The 14,300-nt window shown below is 58.2% G+C and carries 13 protein-coding genes; 2 read left to right on the top strand and 11 right to left on the bottom strand.

Annotated features, from left to right (window positions below; genetic code table 11):
* Window positions 1-40 precede the first annotated feature (40 nt).
* Complete coding sequence (locus QBL02_RS10400; RefSeq protein WP_282726365.1) at window positions 41-949, top strand: A/G-specific adenine glycosylase; 909 nt, start codon at window positions 41-43, stop codon at window positions 947-949.
* 33 nt (window positions 950-982) lie between these two features.
* Here QBL02_RS10400 and rbfA read toward each other — a convergent pair whose 3' ends face one another.
* The gene (gene rbfA / locus QBL02_RS10395) at window positions 983-1,546 is read right to left on the bottom strand and encodes a 30S ribosome-binding factor RbfA (protein WP_282726364.1); all 564 of its coding nucleotides are present in this window, start codon (window positions 1,544-1,546) and stop codon (window positions 983-985) included.
* Between the two features lie 163 nt (window positions 1,547-1,709).
* Here rbfA and QBL02_RS10390 point away from each other — a divergent pair, with 163 nt between their 5' ends.
* Window positions 1,710-2,705 (top strand): DUF805 domain-containing protein, encoded by a 996-nt coding sequence (locus QBL02_RS10390; protein ID WP_282726363.1) that lies wholly within the window; start codon window positions 1,710-1,712, stop codon window positions 2,703-2,705.
* Between the two features lie 307 nt (window positions 2,706-3,012).
* Here QBL02_RS10390 and infB read toward each other — a convergent pair whose 3' ends face one another.
* The 10 genes from infB to nusA all read right to left on the bottom strand — a co-directional run bounded on the left by infB (window position 3,013) and on the right by nusA (window position 14,257).
* On the bottom strand, window positions 3,013-5,784 hold the full coding sequence (gene infB / locus QBL02_RS10385; RefSeq protein ID WP_282726362.1) for a translation initiation factor IF-2: 2,772 nt from the start codon (window positions 5,782-5,784) through the stop codon (window positions 3,013-3,015).
* Between the two features lie 74 nt (window positions 5,785-5,858).
* Window positions 5,859-6,116 carry a YlxR family protein gene (locus QBL02_RS10380; protein WP_282726361.1) on the bottom strand — a complete coding sequence of 86 codons (258 nt, stop codon included), beginning with the start codon at window positions 6,114-6,116 and terminating at the stop codon, window positions 5,859-5,861.
* Between the two features lie 185 nt (window positions 6,117-6,301).
* Window positions 6,302-7,132 carry an ABC transporter permease subunit gene (locus QBL02_RS10375; protein ID WP_282726360.1) on the bottom strand — a complete coding sequence of 277 codons (831 nt, stop codon included), beginning with the start codon at window positions 7,130-7,132 and terminating at the stop codon, window positions 6,302-6,304.
* On the bottom strand, window positions 7,129-7,779 hold the full coding sequence (locus tag QBL02_RS10370) for an amino acid ABC transporter permease (RefSeq protein ID WP_282726359.1): 651 nt from the start codon (window positions 7,777-7,779) through the stop codon (window positions 7,129-7,131). Before QBL02_RS10370 ends, QBL02_RS10375 begins: the two co-directional genes overlap by 4 nt.
* A 98-nt stretch (window positions 7,780-7,877) precedes the next feature.
* Window positions 7,878-8,741 (bottom strand): glutamate ABC transporter substrate-binding protein, encoded by an 864-nt coding sequence (locus tag QBL02_RS10365; protein ID WP_282726358.1) that lies wholly within the window; start codon window positions 8,739-8,741, stop codon window positions 7,878-7,880.
* Window positions 8,742-8,833: 92 nt separating this feature from the next.
* Window positions 8,834-9,646 carry an amino acid ABC transporter ATP-binding protein gene (locus tag QBL02_RS10360; RefSeq protein ID WP_282726357.1) on the bottom strand — a complete coding sequence of 271 codons (813 nt, stop codon included), beginning with the start codon at window positions 9,644-9,646 and terminating at the stop codon, window positions 8,834-8,836.
* 175 nt (window positions 9,647-9,821) lie between these two features.
* A complete protein-coding gene (locus tag QBL02_RS10355; RefSeq protein WP_282726356.1) occupies window positions 9,822-10,805 on the bottom strand; it encodes a TAXI family TRAP transporter solute-binding subunit in 984 nt (327 codons plus the stop codon).
* On the bottom strand, window positions 10,802-12,178 hold the full coding sequence (locus QBL02_RS10350; RefSeq protein ID WP_282726355.1) for a HAMP domain-containing sensor histidine kinase: 1,377 nt from the start codon (window positions 12,176-12,178) through the stop codon (window positions 10,802-10,804). Before QBL02_RS10350 ends, QBL02_RS10355 begins: the two co-directional genes overlap by 4 nt.
* Before the next feature lie 3 nt (window positions 12,179-12,181).
* Window positions 12,182-12,847: a response regulator transcription factor gene (locus QBL02_RS10345; protein ID WP_282726354.1), complete on the bottom strand. Its 666-nt coding sequence runs from the start codon at window positions 12,845-12,847 to the stop codon at window positions 12,182-12,184.
* Between the two features lie 414 nt (window positions 12,848-13,261).
* The gene (gene nusA / locus QBL02_RS10340) at window positions 13,262-14,257 is read right to left on the bottom strand and encodes a transcription termination factor NusA (protein ID WP_282726353.1); all 996 of its coding nucleotides are present in this window, start codon (window positions 14,255-14,257) and stop codon (window positions 13,262-13,264) included.
* Between the last annotated feature and the right edge of the window lie 43 nt (window positions 14,258-14,300).

Below are 14,300 nucleotides of genomic sequence, written 5' to 3'. Positions count from 1 at the left end.
TACCGGCGAAGCCTGCGGCAACGGCTAATACACTGGGCGGGTGGCACAGTTTGATGAGCGTGAGACGGCGAAGATCCAAGACGCCATCATTGATTGGTTCGCGCTCGAAGCGCGGGAGCTGCCCTGGCGGGGCACTCAGGCAGATGAAATTGACCCCTGGGCTGTGCTCGTTTCAGAGTTCATGCTCCAGCAAACACAGGCCGCCCGGGTAATTCCGCAGTTTGAAGAGTGGATGAGGCGTTGGCCGAAACCCTCCGATCTCGCGGCCGAGGCACCGGGCGAGGCGGTGCGAGCCTGGGGCCGTCTCGGTTACCCAAGGCGTGCGCTTTGGCTGCATCGGGCTGCCACAGAAATTGCGGCGGAGCACAACGATCAGGTGCCAAGAGACGTTGACACGCTGCTGTCCCTGACGGGCATTGGGCCTTATACAGCGCGTGCCGTTGCAAGTTTCGCTTTTGCTGACCGCCATCCGGTCGTTGATACCAATACCCGTCGCGTGATAGCCCGCATGGTGCACGGTTTAGCTGCCGCAGCACCCCCACGAGCAAGCGACCTCGACGACATGGATGCGCTGTTGCCGCAGGATCCGGTGCGTGCGCGCTTGCTGAACGCTGCGGCGATGGAGCTTGGCGCAATCGTCTGTACGGCGCGGGCTCCGCTTTGCGGCTCCTGTCCGGTAGCTCAGTGGTGCGAATGGCGAGGATCGGGCTTTCCTGACAACGCTCCAGTCGTGAAACGGCAGGCCGCCTTTGCTGGCAGTGATCGGCAGGTTCGCGGGCGCATCATGGCTTTGCTTCGTGGGGCCAAAACGGAAGTCACGCGCGCCGAGGCTCTGGCTGCTGCTGCCGATGGCGGGCTGCGCGAACCGGCTCAGGCCGAGCGTGCATTTGATTCGCTCATTGCCGACGGCCTGATGGTGGAGGCTGAGGGTAGAGTGCGACTGCCCTAGCGTTTCGGCACTCTACCCTGTCTGCGACGCGAGTTACTTGTCGCGCTCGGCGGCCTCGTCGGCGTCGTCTAGATCGTCTGCATCGTCGGCGTCATCTTCATCGTCGAAGTCGTCGTTGTCATCGAGTTCGCCGTCTTCGATCTCATCAAGATCGTCGTCTTCGTCGGCTTCAGCTTCGAGATCTCGCGGCTTCGTATAGGGATCTTCTTCGCCTGCGTAGTGGGCGTTCGCTGCGAGAGCTTGTGCTTCGTCATCACGACGCTTAGCTTCAGCGAGCAGGTCGTTGAGATGCTGCGCGTTATCTGGAAGTTCATCGTGAATGAACTCAAGCGTCGGCGTGAGACGAGTGTTGAGCTGCTTACCAACCTCGCTGCGCATCATGCCCGTTGCAGCTTTCAACGCGGCAGCCGTGTCAGCCTGCTCTTGCTCGCTACCGTAAACCGTGTAGAACACGCTGGCGCTCTGGAGGTCGCCGGTCACCCGCACATCGGTGATCGTCACAAACCCCATGCGCGGGTCGCGTAGGCCCTTCTCAAGCCGACGCGCAATGATCTGCTGAATTCGCTCTGCGACCTTGGCCGCCCGTGGGTTTGACATGGCTCCAGTCTACCGCCCGGTTCGCTTCGCCTTTCTCCTCAAAGCGAAGACTTGCTCAAGGATCACAAATTTCCTCCAAATTTCATCCACATGAGCGATACCCTCGAAGTGCACACCTTTTCCTAGGTCGTACAAACAAGATACGTAAAAGAAGTAGATCCTCATGAGCCAGCCCCCAATTGACCCGACTCCGGAACAGCCCGAAGCGGCGGAAGCTCCCGAAGCTCCTCAGTTCACGTCGGCAGCGCCAGAATCACCCGCAGCGCCAGCGCCAGCGGCACCCGCAGCACCAGAGCTGCCAAACTATGCGCCGCAGCCACCGCACTTCAACGCTCCGCAGCCACCAGCAGCGCCGGCAACGCCAGCAACGCCAGCCGCTCCTGCTGCACCTGCCGCACCTGTGCCGCCTCAATTCGCAGCACCGCAGACTCCCTCACCCGCACCGCCTCAGTATGCTGCGCCACAGGCTCCTGCAGCACCTGCAGCGCCGCAGTACTCAGCGCCGCAGCCACCCGCTGCACCTCAGTTCGGTGCACCGCAGGCGCCGCAGTACCCAACCCCTAACGCGCCAGGCTACGGCGCTCCGCAGTATGGCGCGCCACAGCCACCCGTCTACGGTCAGGCACCCGCTTACAATCAGGCTCCCGCATACGCGATGATGTACCCGGCGGCACCTATCGGCACTATCCCAGGTGTCGGTGGCTACTTCGATGGCACCGCCGATCCAGACAACACTTCGCGACCGCTCTACGGAGCTGGGTTCGGCTCATCAGTAAAACGCTTTTTCAAGCAGTACGCAGATTTCACTGGTCGCACCTCACGCAGTGAATTCTGGTGGACGGCTCTGTTCCTCGGGCTCGGCAACTTTGTGCTCTTCATGCTCTACGGAATCGGCCTTTCGATCGCTGACACCGCTTCATACGGTGGAGGTTCGGCATACGCACTCGCCTTCATTGGCGGAGCACTGCTGTTCATCTTCTCCCTCGGCACGCTCATTCCAGGCATCGCCCTCACCTGGCGCCGCCTCCATGACGCGAACATGGCCGGTCCGTTCTTCTTCCTCAGCATGATTCCATACCTTGGTTGGATCGCGCTGCTCGTATTCGGAGTGCTTCCGTCGAAATCTGAGGGTCGTCGTTTCGACCAGCAGGTACGCTAACTACTAATATTCACTTCGGGCCCGAGCGATGTATTTCGCTCGGGCCCGAAGTGTTTTAGCGCCGGATCGCCCAGCGCCTTAATCCACAGCCGCTCGCGCTTTGCTTCGCTTCAGCGTCACAAACCCATAGCTCCAGAGTTCAGGGCTTCATGCTTCGATGTCTCCCCCGACCGCAAAATCGCATGGCCGCTCGACGGCAAGACTGCACCCGAAAGCGGCAAACGCGGCACAGCTGAAGAACAAAACTAAAGGGGCGGTGTGCCGGAAATCAATCCGGCACACCGCCCCTTTGAAGGAAGCTCAGCGCTTATGCGCGAGGCTTCTCGACCATCTCAGTGGTTTCGATTTCGTCACCGATCTGAATGTCGTTGAACTTGCCAAGGCCAATACCTGCCTCGAAGTCAGTCTTGACCTCGGTGACATCGTCCTTGAAGCGGCGCAACGACTCGATGGCGAGGCCATCGGCGAGCACAACACCCTCGCGGATAACGCGCGCCTTTGCGTTGCGCGTAATGGTGCCGCTGCGAACAATGACACCGGCGATGTTGCCGAACTTCGATGAGCGGAAGACCTCGCGGATCTCCGCAACACCCGACTGAACTTCTTCGTACTCTGGCTTGAGCATGCCCTTGAGCGACGATTCAATGTCATCAAGCGCGTTGTAGATGACGTTGTAGAAGCGAATGTCAATGCCTTCGCGAGCTGCACGCTCACGAGCCTTGACATCTGGACGCACGTTGAAGCCGATGACAATTGCGTTGTCGATCGTTGCGAGGTCCACATCGGACTCGGTGATCGCGCCCACACCGCGGTGCAGAATACGAAGCTGAACCGAGTCGTCGACCTCGATCTTCATCAGCGACTCTTCCAGTGCCTCAACAGCACCCGAAACGTCACCCTTGATGATGAGGTTAAGAGCCTCAACCTTGCCATCTTCAAGAGCCTTAGTGAAGTCCTCAAGGCTGATGCGCTTACGAGCCTTGGCCAGCTGCGCGTTACGCTCAGCTGCCTCACGCTTCTCAGCGATCTGACGGGCGGTGCGATCCTCGTCGGTAACCAGGAAGTTGTCGCCCGCACGTGGCACGCTCGACAGACCCTGTACCTGCACTGGACGCGAAGGAAGTGCCTCTTCGACCGCGTCACCGTTCTCGTCGTGCATTGCACGAACACGACCGTAAGCGGTACCAGCAACGATGGCGTCGCCGACACGCAGCGTACCCGACTGGATAAGCACGGTTGCAACCGCACCGCGACCCTTGTCAAGCTTCGCCTCGATGGCAACACCGCGAGCGTTCTTGTTCGGGTTCGCACGCAGGTCAAGACCAGCGTCTGCAGTCAGCAGCACAGCGTCAAGCAGTTCGGTGATGCCGATGTTGTTCTTCGCCGAAACGTCAACGAACATGACATCTCCACCGTATTCTTCGGCCACAAGACCGAACTCGGTGAGCTGCTGACGAACCTTCGCTGGGTTCGCGTCTTCCTTATCGACCTTGTTCACTGCAACCACAATTGGCACGTTCGCAGCCTGAGCGTGGTTCAACGCTTCAATGGTCTGCGGCATGATGCCGTCGTCTGCTGCAACCACGAGAATCGCGATGTCGGTAACCTGCGCACCACGAGCACGCATAGCGGTAAACGCCTCGTGACCCGGGGTATCGATGAAGGTCAGCGCACGGTCGATGTTCTCGTGCTTGGTGTGCACCTGGTATGCACCAATGTGCTGCGTGATGCCACCGGCCTCGCCGCCACCAACGTCTGCCTTGCGAATTGCATCGAGCAGTCGAGTCTTACCGTGGTCAACGTGACCCATAACGGTAACAACTGGTGGGCGATCCTCGAGAACGTCGTCGCCTTCTTCTTCAAGCTCGGCATCGATGTCGATGTCGAAGCCTTCGAGAAGCTCGCGATCTTCGTCTTCTGGCGAAACAACCTGGATCTTGTAGCCAAGCTCTTCGCCGAGAATCTCGAACGTTGCCTCGTCAAGTGATTCCGTTGCGGTAGCCATCTCACCGAGGTGGAACAGCACGGTCACCAGGTTCGAGGCGCTGGTGTTGATCTTGTCAGCGAAATCGCTGAGCGATGCGCCACGGCGCAGACGGATCGGAGTTGATCCGTCGCCGCGAGGTACGCTTACGCCACCAAGCGATGGCGCCTCACGCATCTCAAATTCTGCCCGCTTCGCCCGCTTCGACTTACGTGCCTTGCTCTTGCTGCCGCCGCGACCAAACGCGCCTGCAGTTCCAGCACCACGACCGCCACGGCCGCGACCAGCAAAACCGCCACCGGGGCGCGGTGCGCCAAATCCGGTTCCGGTACCGCCGCCTGCACCCGCGCCTGCGCCCGCACCTGGACGTGCGCCACCTGGGCGACCTGGACCGCCTGGGCGACCGCCTGGGCGGCCAGCGCCACCTGCGCCGCCACCCTGTGGGCGTGGCGCTGGGCGAGGAATGTTACCTGGGTTCGGGCGAGTGCCCATGCCCTGGTTCGAAGCGAACGGGTTGTTACCCGGACGAGGTGGGCGCGGAATGCCCATGCCCTGGCTCGACGCGAACGGGTTGTTACCCGGACGAGGAGCGCCTGGCTTCGCAGCACCCGGCTTTGCAGCACCCGGCTTCGGGGCGCTACCTGGCTTTGGAGCAGAGCCTGGCTTCGGAGCAGCACCCGGCTTCGCAGCGGCGGGCTTTGCAGCGCCTGGCTTAGCGGCAGCAGGCTTTGCAGCTGCCTCTGGCTTAGCAGCTGGGGCAGGTGCTGCCTCAGCGGCTGGAGCTGCTGGCTCTGCCTTTGGCGCAGGCTTAGGACCAGGCTTCGGGCCTGGCTTCATAGCGGCGCCTGGCTTTGCGGCACCTGGCTTTGCGGCTGCAGGCTTCGCGGCAGGGGCCTCTGCGGCCTCAGCAGCATCGGCCTTTACGAGCTCTGGGTGCTCGCCAACATAGGCCTGAAGTTTACGCACCGTCGGGGGCATGATCGTCGACGACGGGCTTTTAACGAACTCTTTCAGTTCGTCATTAAGAATTTCGACTGCCTTTTTGCTCTCAATACCGAGCTTCTTGGCAATCTCGCTTACGCGTGGGTTAGCCACTTTTCTCCTGTCTGGGTTCACGCCAGACAGGCGAGAACCAAAATTAGCGGACGGGTCTCATCGTGAGCCGCTCATTAGTTGTCCATGTGTGTTTCTAGCCTGTTCTCTAAAGGGCTGGTGTCGAGCGAACCCGACACTTTCAATGCACGCGCGAATGAGCCGCGCGACACTGCTTGTTTCAAACATACGGCCGTGGGGTGAACCCACGCGCCTCGCCCGGGCATAACCGCGCGATCATCGACAGCAAGTCGATCCCCGTGAGCTACAACCCTGAGCAGTACGTCTTGTGTCGCGCGTTGGCGGCAGGCGACGCATGTCCGAAGCGGATCCATCCTACCAGCTTCTCACACTCCTTGCCGAGCCAGCGATTCCTTGCGCGAGGCGCGCCATGCCAGCTTGGTGAAAGCCTCGATTAGATGACAAAAGCCGAAGCGCCTGGACCAAGCTTTTCCGCTTAATCCAGGCGCTTTTCATCAGGCGTTTTTCAACTCGCTTCTATGGAAAGACGGGTTTCAACCTAGGCCTGCTTTGCTGCCACTGCGCGCGCCGCGCGCCGGCCGATCCAGGAAACTAGCAGGTTGATTGCGAGGTAGATCACCGCACCAACCAGCCAGAACGTAAACATGTAGTAGTTACCAAAATAGGTGGCCAGGTTTTTCACGGTACGCAGCGTCTCGTAATAGCCAACGATGTAACCGAGCGAGGTGTCCTTCAAGAGCACCACCAGCTGGGCCATAATGATCGGCAACATTTGAGTGAATGCCTGCGGTAATTCGATCAACAGCCGAGTTCGCACTGGCGTCAAACCGATCGAGAGTCCGGCTTCACGCTGTCCCTTGTTCAGTGACAGAATGCCTGCCCGCAAGGCTTCACCCAAGATGGCACCGTTGTAGACGATGAGCGCAGCAACCACAGCAACAAACGCGCCGGTCGAGGCGACCAGAAGAATAAACAGCATCATCAAAAGAAGCGGCATGCCTCGGAAGAATTCCAGCACAATTGTGATTGGCACCCGGATCACCGGGTTTGAGGCAAGCCGACCAAAGGCTAGGAGCACTGCAAGAATCAGCGCGCCAACCATGCCAACGGCAGCCGCACTCAGCGTCGCCCCCACGCCCTGGGCCATGAGCACCCATACCTGGGATTCACCGAGCGGCTCCCAGCGGGTGGGGTCAAGAATGGGTGCGGTGACCGCACCGTTCACGGCAACCTGCGGAATCGCGAGTCGGTACACGACCCACCCGAGCAGCGCCAGCAGCGCCAGCACACCGACGACAGAAATCACACGTGAACGCGCACGCGCTTTGGGTCCGGGGGCGTCATAAAGAACTGTTGCTTGAGCAGTCATCGCGCAACCCTCACCTTCTTCTCGATCTGCCCGGCGAAGTACCCAAGCGGAACGGTGATCAACAGATAAAAGAACGCCACTCCAACAAGAATCGGGATCACCGCGTTGCCGTTGTTGTTTGCGAGACGCTGCGCCGTCGCAAATAGTTCAACGACGAAGAACCCGCCAGCTACTGAGGTGTTTTTCGTGAGCGCAATGAATACGTTGATCAGCGGCGGCACCACCATTCGAATGGCCTGCGGCAATACGATCAGCGAAAGAGTTTGACCGAAGCCAAGACCAATCGACCTGGCTGCCTCGGCCTGGCCAACTGGCACTCCGTTGATTCCGCTGCGCAGTGCCTCAGCCACGAAGGGTGAGGTGTAGAGAGCAAGCGCGATCACGGCCAGCACTTCATATGGTGGCTGGTTCGGGTTGATCAGTGGCAGCACAAACACCATAAACAGGAAGATCAGCGTCAGCGGCACATTACGAAAGAGTTCGGTATACGCGGTGGCAAAACCGCGCAACGAGGCCACGGGTGAAATACGCATGGTTACTACGACCAGGCCGAGCAGCATTGCTCCGGCACCGCCGAGTAGGAGCAGCCGAAGCGTCATCAGAAATCCGGCAAGCACCAGGTCTGCATTCTCAATGAGCACGTTCATTGCGCGTTCACTCCCTTCTTTGTTTTCTCTAGAGTCACTAGATTTTTCGACGAGGATCGGGCAGCAAAGCTGCCGCCCGATCCCTGCCGCGCTACAACTTAGTAGCGATCAATCGTTGGTGGGGTTGGCGTCGACAGAACCTTGCCTGCGGTGCTCTCCCACGCCGATGCCCAGCGTCCGTCATTGAATGACTTCTCAAGCGTGTCGTTGATGAAGTTGCGGAAGTCAGTGTCGTCCTTCTTGAGGCCGATACCGTATGGCTCCTCGGTGAATGGGTTGTCGATGACTTCGAATTCGCCTGGGTTCTGGTCAGCGAGCCCAGCCAGAATCACGTTGTCGGTCGATACCGCAACCACTTCACCCTGGCGCAGTGGCGTCAAGCAGTTTGAGTAGGTGTCGGTTTCGATTACCTCAACACCAGCGTCTTTCAGGTTCTGTGCCGAAGTCGATCCCGTGACCGAGCACACCTTTTTGCCCTTGACGTCATCAATGCCCTTGATGCCGTCTGGGTTGCCGTTGAGTACGAGCAGATCTTGACCAGCGATGTAGTACGGGCCGGCAAACGAGACAACCTCTTTGCGCTTGTCATTGATGGTGTAGGTCGCAACCACAATGTCTACCTGACCGTTTTCAATGAATGGCTCGCGGTTTGCCGAGACAGCCTCAACCCATTCGATGTTCTCAGGCTTGATACCGAGCTCACCAGCGATGATCTTCGCAACCTCAACGTCAAAGCCTTCTGGCTTATTGTCAAGACCCATCAACCCAAAGAGCGGCTGATCAAATTTGGTGCCGACCGTGATCTTGCCCGCGTCGTGCAGGCGAGCCATTGTGGTGCCTGCTTCGAAGGTGACTTCTTCTTTGACAGTCGGTTCTTCGGTGTTTGAGTTGCCGCCCGAGCAGCCTGCCAGCAAAAGAGCACCGGCTGCGGCCATGACTGCCGCGGTTTTTGTGAATCGCATGATTCCCTGCTTCCTAGTTGGTGTTGACAGTGTCTTTGTCATCACGTTGTTTCTCGTCAGGTTTATGAGACGCGCGAGCGCGTACTGGTGAATTAGTGGCCGAGGATCTTGGACAAGAAATCCTTGGCACGCGACGTCTGCGGGTCAGTAAAGAACTGCTCCGGTGTCGCTTCTTCGACGATCTGACCGTCTGCCATAAACAGAATTCGATCTGCGGCGCGGCGCGCGAACCCCATTTCGTGAGTCACGACAACCATCGTCATGCCGTCGTTAGCAAGCCCGATCATGGTGTCGAGAACCTCGTTGATCATTTCGGGGTCAAGGGCCGAGGTTGGCTCGTCAAGCAGGATCAGTTTGGGCTGCATCGCGAGCGAACGGGCGATAGCTGCACGCTGCTGCTGGCCGCCAGAGAGTTGCGAGGGCAGTTTCTTCGCTTGGTTTGCAATCCCCACGCGTTCGAGCAGCGCCATCGCGCGCGCTTCGGCTTCTTTTTTGCTCAGGCCGCGAACTTTGATTGGGCCGAGTGTCACATTTTCAAGAATCGTCTTGTGCGCAAATAGGTTGAATGATTGAAACACCATGCCAACGTCGGCCCGCAAGTGCGCGAGTTCTTTACCCTCTTGCGGCAGTTCAACCCCGTCAATGGCGATACTGCCCGAGTCGATGGTTTCAAGACGGTTGATTGCGCGGCAGAGCGTAGATTTGCCAGAGCCCGAAGGCCCGAGGATCACCACGACCTCACCGCGCCCGACGGTGGTGTTGATGTCGTTAAGCACGTGCAAATCGCCGTAGTGTTTGTTTACGCCTGAGACCACAACGAGTGGTTCTCGATCGTTGGCCTGTACACGAATAGCAGTGGTGTCACCGGCCGCTGATGCGGGACGTTCAGATGAAGATGCACTCATAATTGGCCTCTCATACTTCTGGCTTGTATGAAGAACCGAGCGCTTGCCTGATCAAAGACAGGGGCTACCGACGCATTCTCCATTGAATCGGACGAGATGATTCAACGGTAAGAGCGGCACGGGAGTTACACACGCCTCTTGAGGGTTTCTTGAGACTTGCAGGCTTGTCTAGAAACTAGTGTTTTGCAGCGGTGTAGTACTCGGCTGCGCCGGGGTGCAACTCTATGGGATCGGTGAAAATTGCCTGCCTCCGGTCAAGCAGGGCTGCGGTTGGCACCTGCTGCGCGAGTGCGGCCCGAGAGGCAAACAGTTGCTCTGTGATCTCACGCACAAGCGGTGCCGGGGCGTCCTCAGAAACCACCAAATAGTTCGGCACGGACATGGTCATGGTCGGGGTATCCCAGCCGTAAGAACCGATCGGAAACTCAGAGATCCGATACACCCCGCCATAGTTTGCATTCAGTTTTTCAACAACTTCAGCCTCAATCGGCACCAGGCGAAGCTGAACTTCTTTTGATAGTTTTTCTAGCCCCGGTGTCGGCACTCCACCGACCCAAAAGATGGCCTCGATTTGCCCGGTACGAAGTGCCTCAATCGCCGCGTCTGGTCCAAGCTCTTTGTTTTCAAGGCTTCCCGGCGTCAACCCAACCGCGCTCATCACACGCATCGACACGAGATTCACGCCCGAATTTCTAGCACCCAAAGACACCACTCTTCCGCGCAAATCGCGAACGTCATTGATGTCTGAGTCTGCCCGCACCACCAAGTGCACGTACTCGTCGTAGAGCCTCGCGATTGCTCTGACTGGAATTCGCTGCCCAAAAGTGCCATCACCAAGCGTGGCGTTTGCTGCCGCATCACTCTGTGCAAAGCCGAGCAGCGCCTGTCCTGATCCGATGCGGAACAGATTGTCGATCGATCCTTCGCTCTCTGCAACCACAAAGTCTTCAGGGAGATTCCGGGAGAGCTCGCTGGCAAGATTGCTGCCGTAGTTGTAGTAGACGCCTGACGTGCCGCCGCCAGAAATGACATACTTTGGTGAATTTCGCTCGGAATTCCCGTTAGCGCACGCACTCACGTTCAACAGCATTAGGACAGCGAGGATCGCCGCTACACCTGTCCGAAAGTCCCTTTTTCGCGCCAACCGTATTCGACTCATCGCACTCCCCCTTTGGGCAATTGGAAGCTCACCACGAGTCCTCCGTTGGCCGGAGCATCAACACTCAGCTGACCACCAAGCGAGGCAAGCAGATCGGTTGCGATCGCGAGTCCTAAGCCTGTTCCTGGCTTTTGCTCACTGCCTTCGCCTCTCCAGAAACGATCGGTCATTTTGCCAAGATCTTCACGGTTAATGCCTGGCCCATGATCGCGAATCACAATCTCAAAAGAGTCCTGGAGATCAATCACAGAAACCTCAATTTTGCTCCCGCGAGGCGCGTATTTCAGGGCATTGTCTATAACCGCATCAAACGCACTTTCGATCACAATCGCATCTGTCACCGCCTCCACAGCGTGCTCGGCATGTAATTCAAAACGAACCCGACCCTCATCAGCAACCTGCTGCCAAGCGTCAATTCGGCGCTCCACGAGTTCGACCAGATCGACTGGAGCAAAGGCAGCCTCACCACGACCGCTCCGCGCAAGTCCGAGCAAAGTTTCAAGAATCTGAGTCATGCGCCGCCCCTCCTCACGAAGCGCTTCAACATCTTCCTCATGCTCACCATCGAGGTCGATCGCAAGCAATTCGACTCGCAGCATGAGAGCGTTCAAAGGGTTGCGCAATTCGTGCGATGCAGTGAGAGCGAACTCCTGCTGCCGAGAAACAACACGTTCAATCTCGTTGGCCATTCGGTTAAACAGTTCAATCATGCGCCGAAGCTCCGGCGGGCCAGTATCGTCGGCGATCCTCGCCTCCATATGCCCCTGTTCAATCGCAGCCATCGCCTCATCAACTCGCCGCACCGGTTGCAACACCCAACTCGCGAGTCGGTTCATGAGCAGCAGGCCCGCCGCAATCGCGATCACCGCCGCGGCAGCGAGCACCACCCACTGCTGCGCGATGGTTTTGCGCAGTGATTCTGTGCTAGCAGAGAGCACCACTGCGCCGATCACATCACCGTCGTCAAAGACAGGCTCAACCAGCGCCGTTTCGGCGATGAGCCACGGCAAAACCGCCTGAGGAGTTTCTCCTCGTCTGCCCGAAAGCGCCAACTGCACTCGATCATTCGTGTCGTCATCAAGCACTTTTGAGGGCATGCCGATCGCAACCCAGGGTGTGCCCGATCGGTCGACCACGGCGACCTTCGCCCCATAGAGCTCGTGGTACCGAAGAGCCTCCCCCTCAATGACGGTCGCATTGCCAGAGCGCAACGATTGTCTTGCGCTCGTCACAAAATAACTCACGTCGCCGGAACGGTCGGCAAAAAATTCCTGCTGGGCGCTACGGGCAGCACTCCAGGCGTACGCACCCCCGAGGGCAAGCAGCACGCCAATAAGTGGCACCAAAAAAACAACGACCAGACGCGTTCGCATCGGTTAAGACACAACCATTCGGTAGCCAACACCACGCACCGTCTCGATGAGTTCACTGCGACCAGTTTTGCGTCGGATCGAGCCAATGTGCACCTCAAGCGAACGGCTAAAGGCGTGCCACTCCGTGTTCCACACCTCACGGATCAGACGCTCTCGCGGCACCGCCACACCCGGGTAACGAGCGAGCACACCCACGATGTCGAACTCCTTGCGAGTGAGATCAATGAGCTCGCCGTCAACAACTACCTGACGGCTGGTCATGTTAATGCACACACCCTGCGTCTCAACACGTTGATCCTGCGGCGCCGCAAGCACCCGAGAACGACGGGTCACAGCCTCGATTCGAGCTACCAATTCGCGCACGTCATAGGGCTTCACCACAAAATCGTCCGCGCCAGCCCGCAACCCACGAATACGGTCTTGCACGTGGCTTCGCGCCGTTGCAATGATGATCGGAACCCCCGTCTGTGCTCGAATGCGGCGACAAAGATCAATGCCGTCAACGTCGGGAAGGCCAAGGTCTAGCAGCACCACTTCGGTGTCTGAGCCGAGCTGGGCGAGGGCTTGTGATCCAGCGGCTGCAATTTGGGTACGATATCCGCGTTTGCGCAGGAAGACACTGAGCGCCTCGGAAACGCGCTCATCATCTTCGACGATCAGAATCTTCATTGGAATCTCCGTGCACCCGGCCCGGTAGCGGGGGCGGCCCACACCAAGTGCGATGCCAACAACATAACAGACAGTCCGGACACCTGGAATTGGCAGCACACGGAAAGCACCCATGCCCCCGATGCGAATGTGCGCTACAGGACTCCACGTCACTGCCACGTACTCGCAACAATCAATCCGGTTCAAGCGAGAAACGCAAATTACTTGAGCATTGCTTGAGCTAATAGGAATGGAATACTCATAAGGCGGTACCTCTCCGAAAAGAAGTACCGCCTTATGAAGGTTGAGTGTGACGCACGTCGCAACTTCACGCCCAGCGCTTCAACGCTTCAACGCTTCAACGCTTCAACGCTTCAACGCTTCAACGCTTCAACGCTTCAACGCTTCAACGCTTCAACGCTTCAACGCAAAGATTCAATCATTCATGATTGAATCTGGCTGAATGTCGATCTTTGCGCCCGTGAGTTTTGCGGCGAGGCGGGCGTTCTGGCCTTCCTTGCCGATAGCGAGTGAGAGCTGGAAGTCGGGCACGAGTGCACGAACCTGCTTCAGCTGCTCATTCAGCATAAACACATCAGTCACCTTTGAAGGCGAAAGCGCGTTCGCTACGAAAGTGGGCAGATCCGGTGAGTAATCAACGATGTCAATCTTCTCTTCACCGAGCTCACTCATGACGGCCCGCACGCGGCGGCCCATCTCACCAATGCAGGTGCCCTTAGCGTTAATGCCAGACTGATTTGCACGAACGGCAACCTTTGAGCGGTGACCTGCCTCGCGAGCAAGCGAAACGATCTCAACGATGCCAGCCGAAAGCTCAGGCACCTCAAGCTCAAAGAGGCGACGCACAAGACCGGGGTGGGTGCGAGAGACAACGATCTGCGGACCCTTCAGACCCTTTGAAACGCTTGTCACGTACACGCGCAGGCGAGTGCCGTGCTTGTACTCTTCGCCCGGCACCTGCTCTTCTGGCGGCATGATCGCTTCAAGGTCACCAAGATCGATGTGCACCATACGCGGGTTCTGCGCCTGCTGCACGATGCCAGAAACAATCTGGCCTTCCTTGTCCTTGAATTGACCGAGCATCTGGTCATCGCCGAGGTCACGAAGACGCTGATTGATGACCTGCTTGGCAGCGTTTGCGCCAATACGTCCGAATTCTTCGGTGTCAGCGAGTGCCTCGCCAATCACCTCTCCAGCGTCGTTCAGTTCTGGAACGAGCACGCTGATTGCGCCGCTCTTGCGGTCAAGGGTGACGCGAACCTGGTTATCGGCAGGTTCGGGATGCCCAATGTTCACCTCATGCTTAATGTAAGCAGTGTGGATGGCCTGCTCAATGATGCTGGCAAGTTCCTCAAACGGGATATCACGCTCGCGCTCAAGTCCGCGCAGCATGGCGAGGTCGATCTTCACGGTGGGCCTCCTTATTCAAATGTCAGTTCGCGTACGCGAATCA

Origin of the sequence: Leucobacter sp. UT-8R-CII-1-4 (assembly GCF_030010235.1) — a bacterium.
Classification (GTDB): Bacteria; Actinomycetota; Actinomycetes; order Actinomycetales; family Microbacteriaceae; genus Leucobacter.
Note: the sequence above shows the minus strand (reverse complement) of the source record. Positions and strands in the feature narration are given on the sequence as shown.

Excerpts from the sequence above, each read along its gene's own strand:
- rbfA (WP_282726364.1), bottom strand. The coding sequence starts at position 1,546 with ATGTCAAACCCACGGGCGGCCAAGGTCGCAGAGCGAATTCAGCAGATC.
- QBL02_RS10390 (WP_282726363.1), top strand. The coding sequence starts at position 1,710 with ATGAGCCAGCCCCCAATTGACCCGACTCCGGAACAGCCCGAAGCGGCG.
- QBL02_RS10380 (WP_282726361.1), bottom strand. The coding sequence starts at position 6,116 with ATGGATCCGCTTCGGACATGCGTCGCCTGCCGCCAACGCGCGACACAA.
- QBL02_RS10375 (WP_282726360.1), bottom strand. The coding sequence starts at position 7,132 with ATGACTGCTCAAGCAACAGTTCTTTATGACGCCCCCGGACCCAAAGCG.
- QBL02_RS10370 (WP_282726359.1), bottom strand. The coding sequence starts at position 7,779 with ATGAACGTGCTCATTGAGAATGCAGACCTGGTGCTTGCCGGATTTCTG.
- QBL02_RS10365 (WP_282726358.1), bottom strand. The coding sequence starts at position 8,741 with ATGCGATTCACAAAAACCGCGGCAGTCATGGCCGCAGCCGGTGCTCTT.
- QBL02_RS10360 (WP_282726357.1), bottom strand. The coding sequence starts at position 9,646 with ATGAGTGCATCTTCATCTGAACGTCCCGCATCAGCGGCCGGTGACACC.
- QBL02_RS10355 (WP_282726356.1), bottom strand. The coding sequence starts at position 10,805 with ATGAGTCGAATACGGTTGGCGCGAAAAAGGGACTTTCGGACAGGTGTA.
- QBL02_RS10350 (WP_282726355.1), bottom strand. The coding sequence starts at position 12,178 with ATGCGAACGCGTCTGGTCGTTGTTTTTTTGGTGCCACTTATTGGCGTG.
- QBL02_RS10345 (WP_282726354.1), bottom strand. The coding sequence starts at position 12,847 with ATGAAGATTCTGATCGTCGAAGATGATGAGCGCGTTTCCGAGGCGCTC.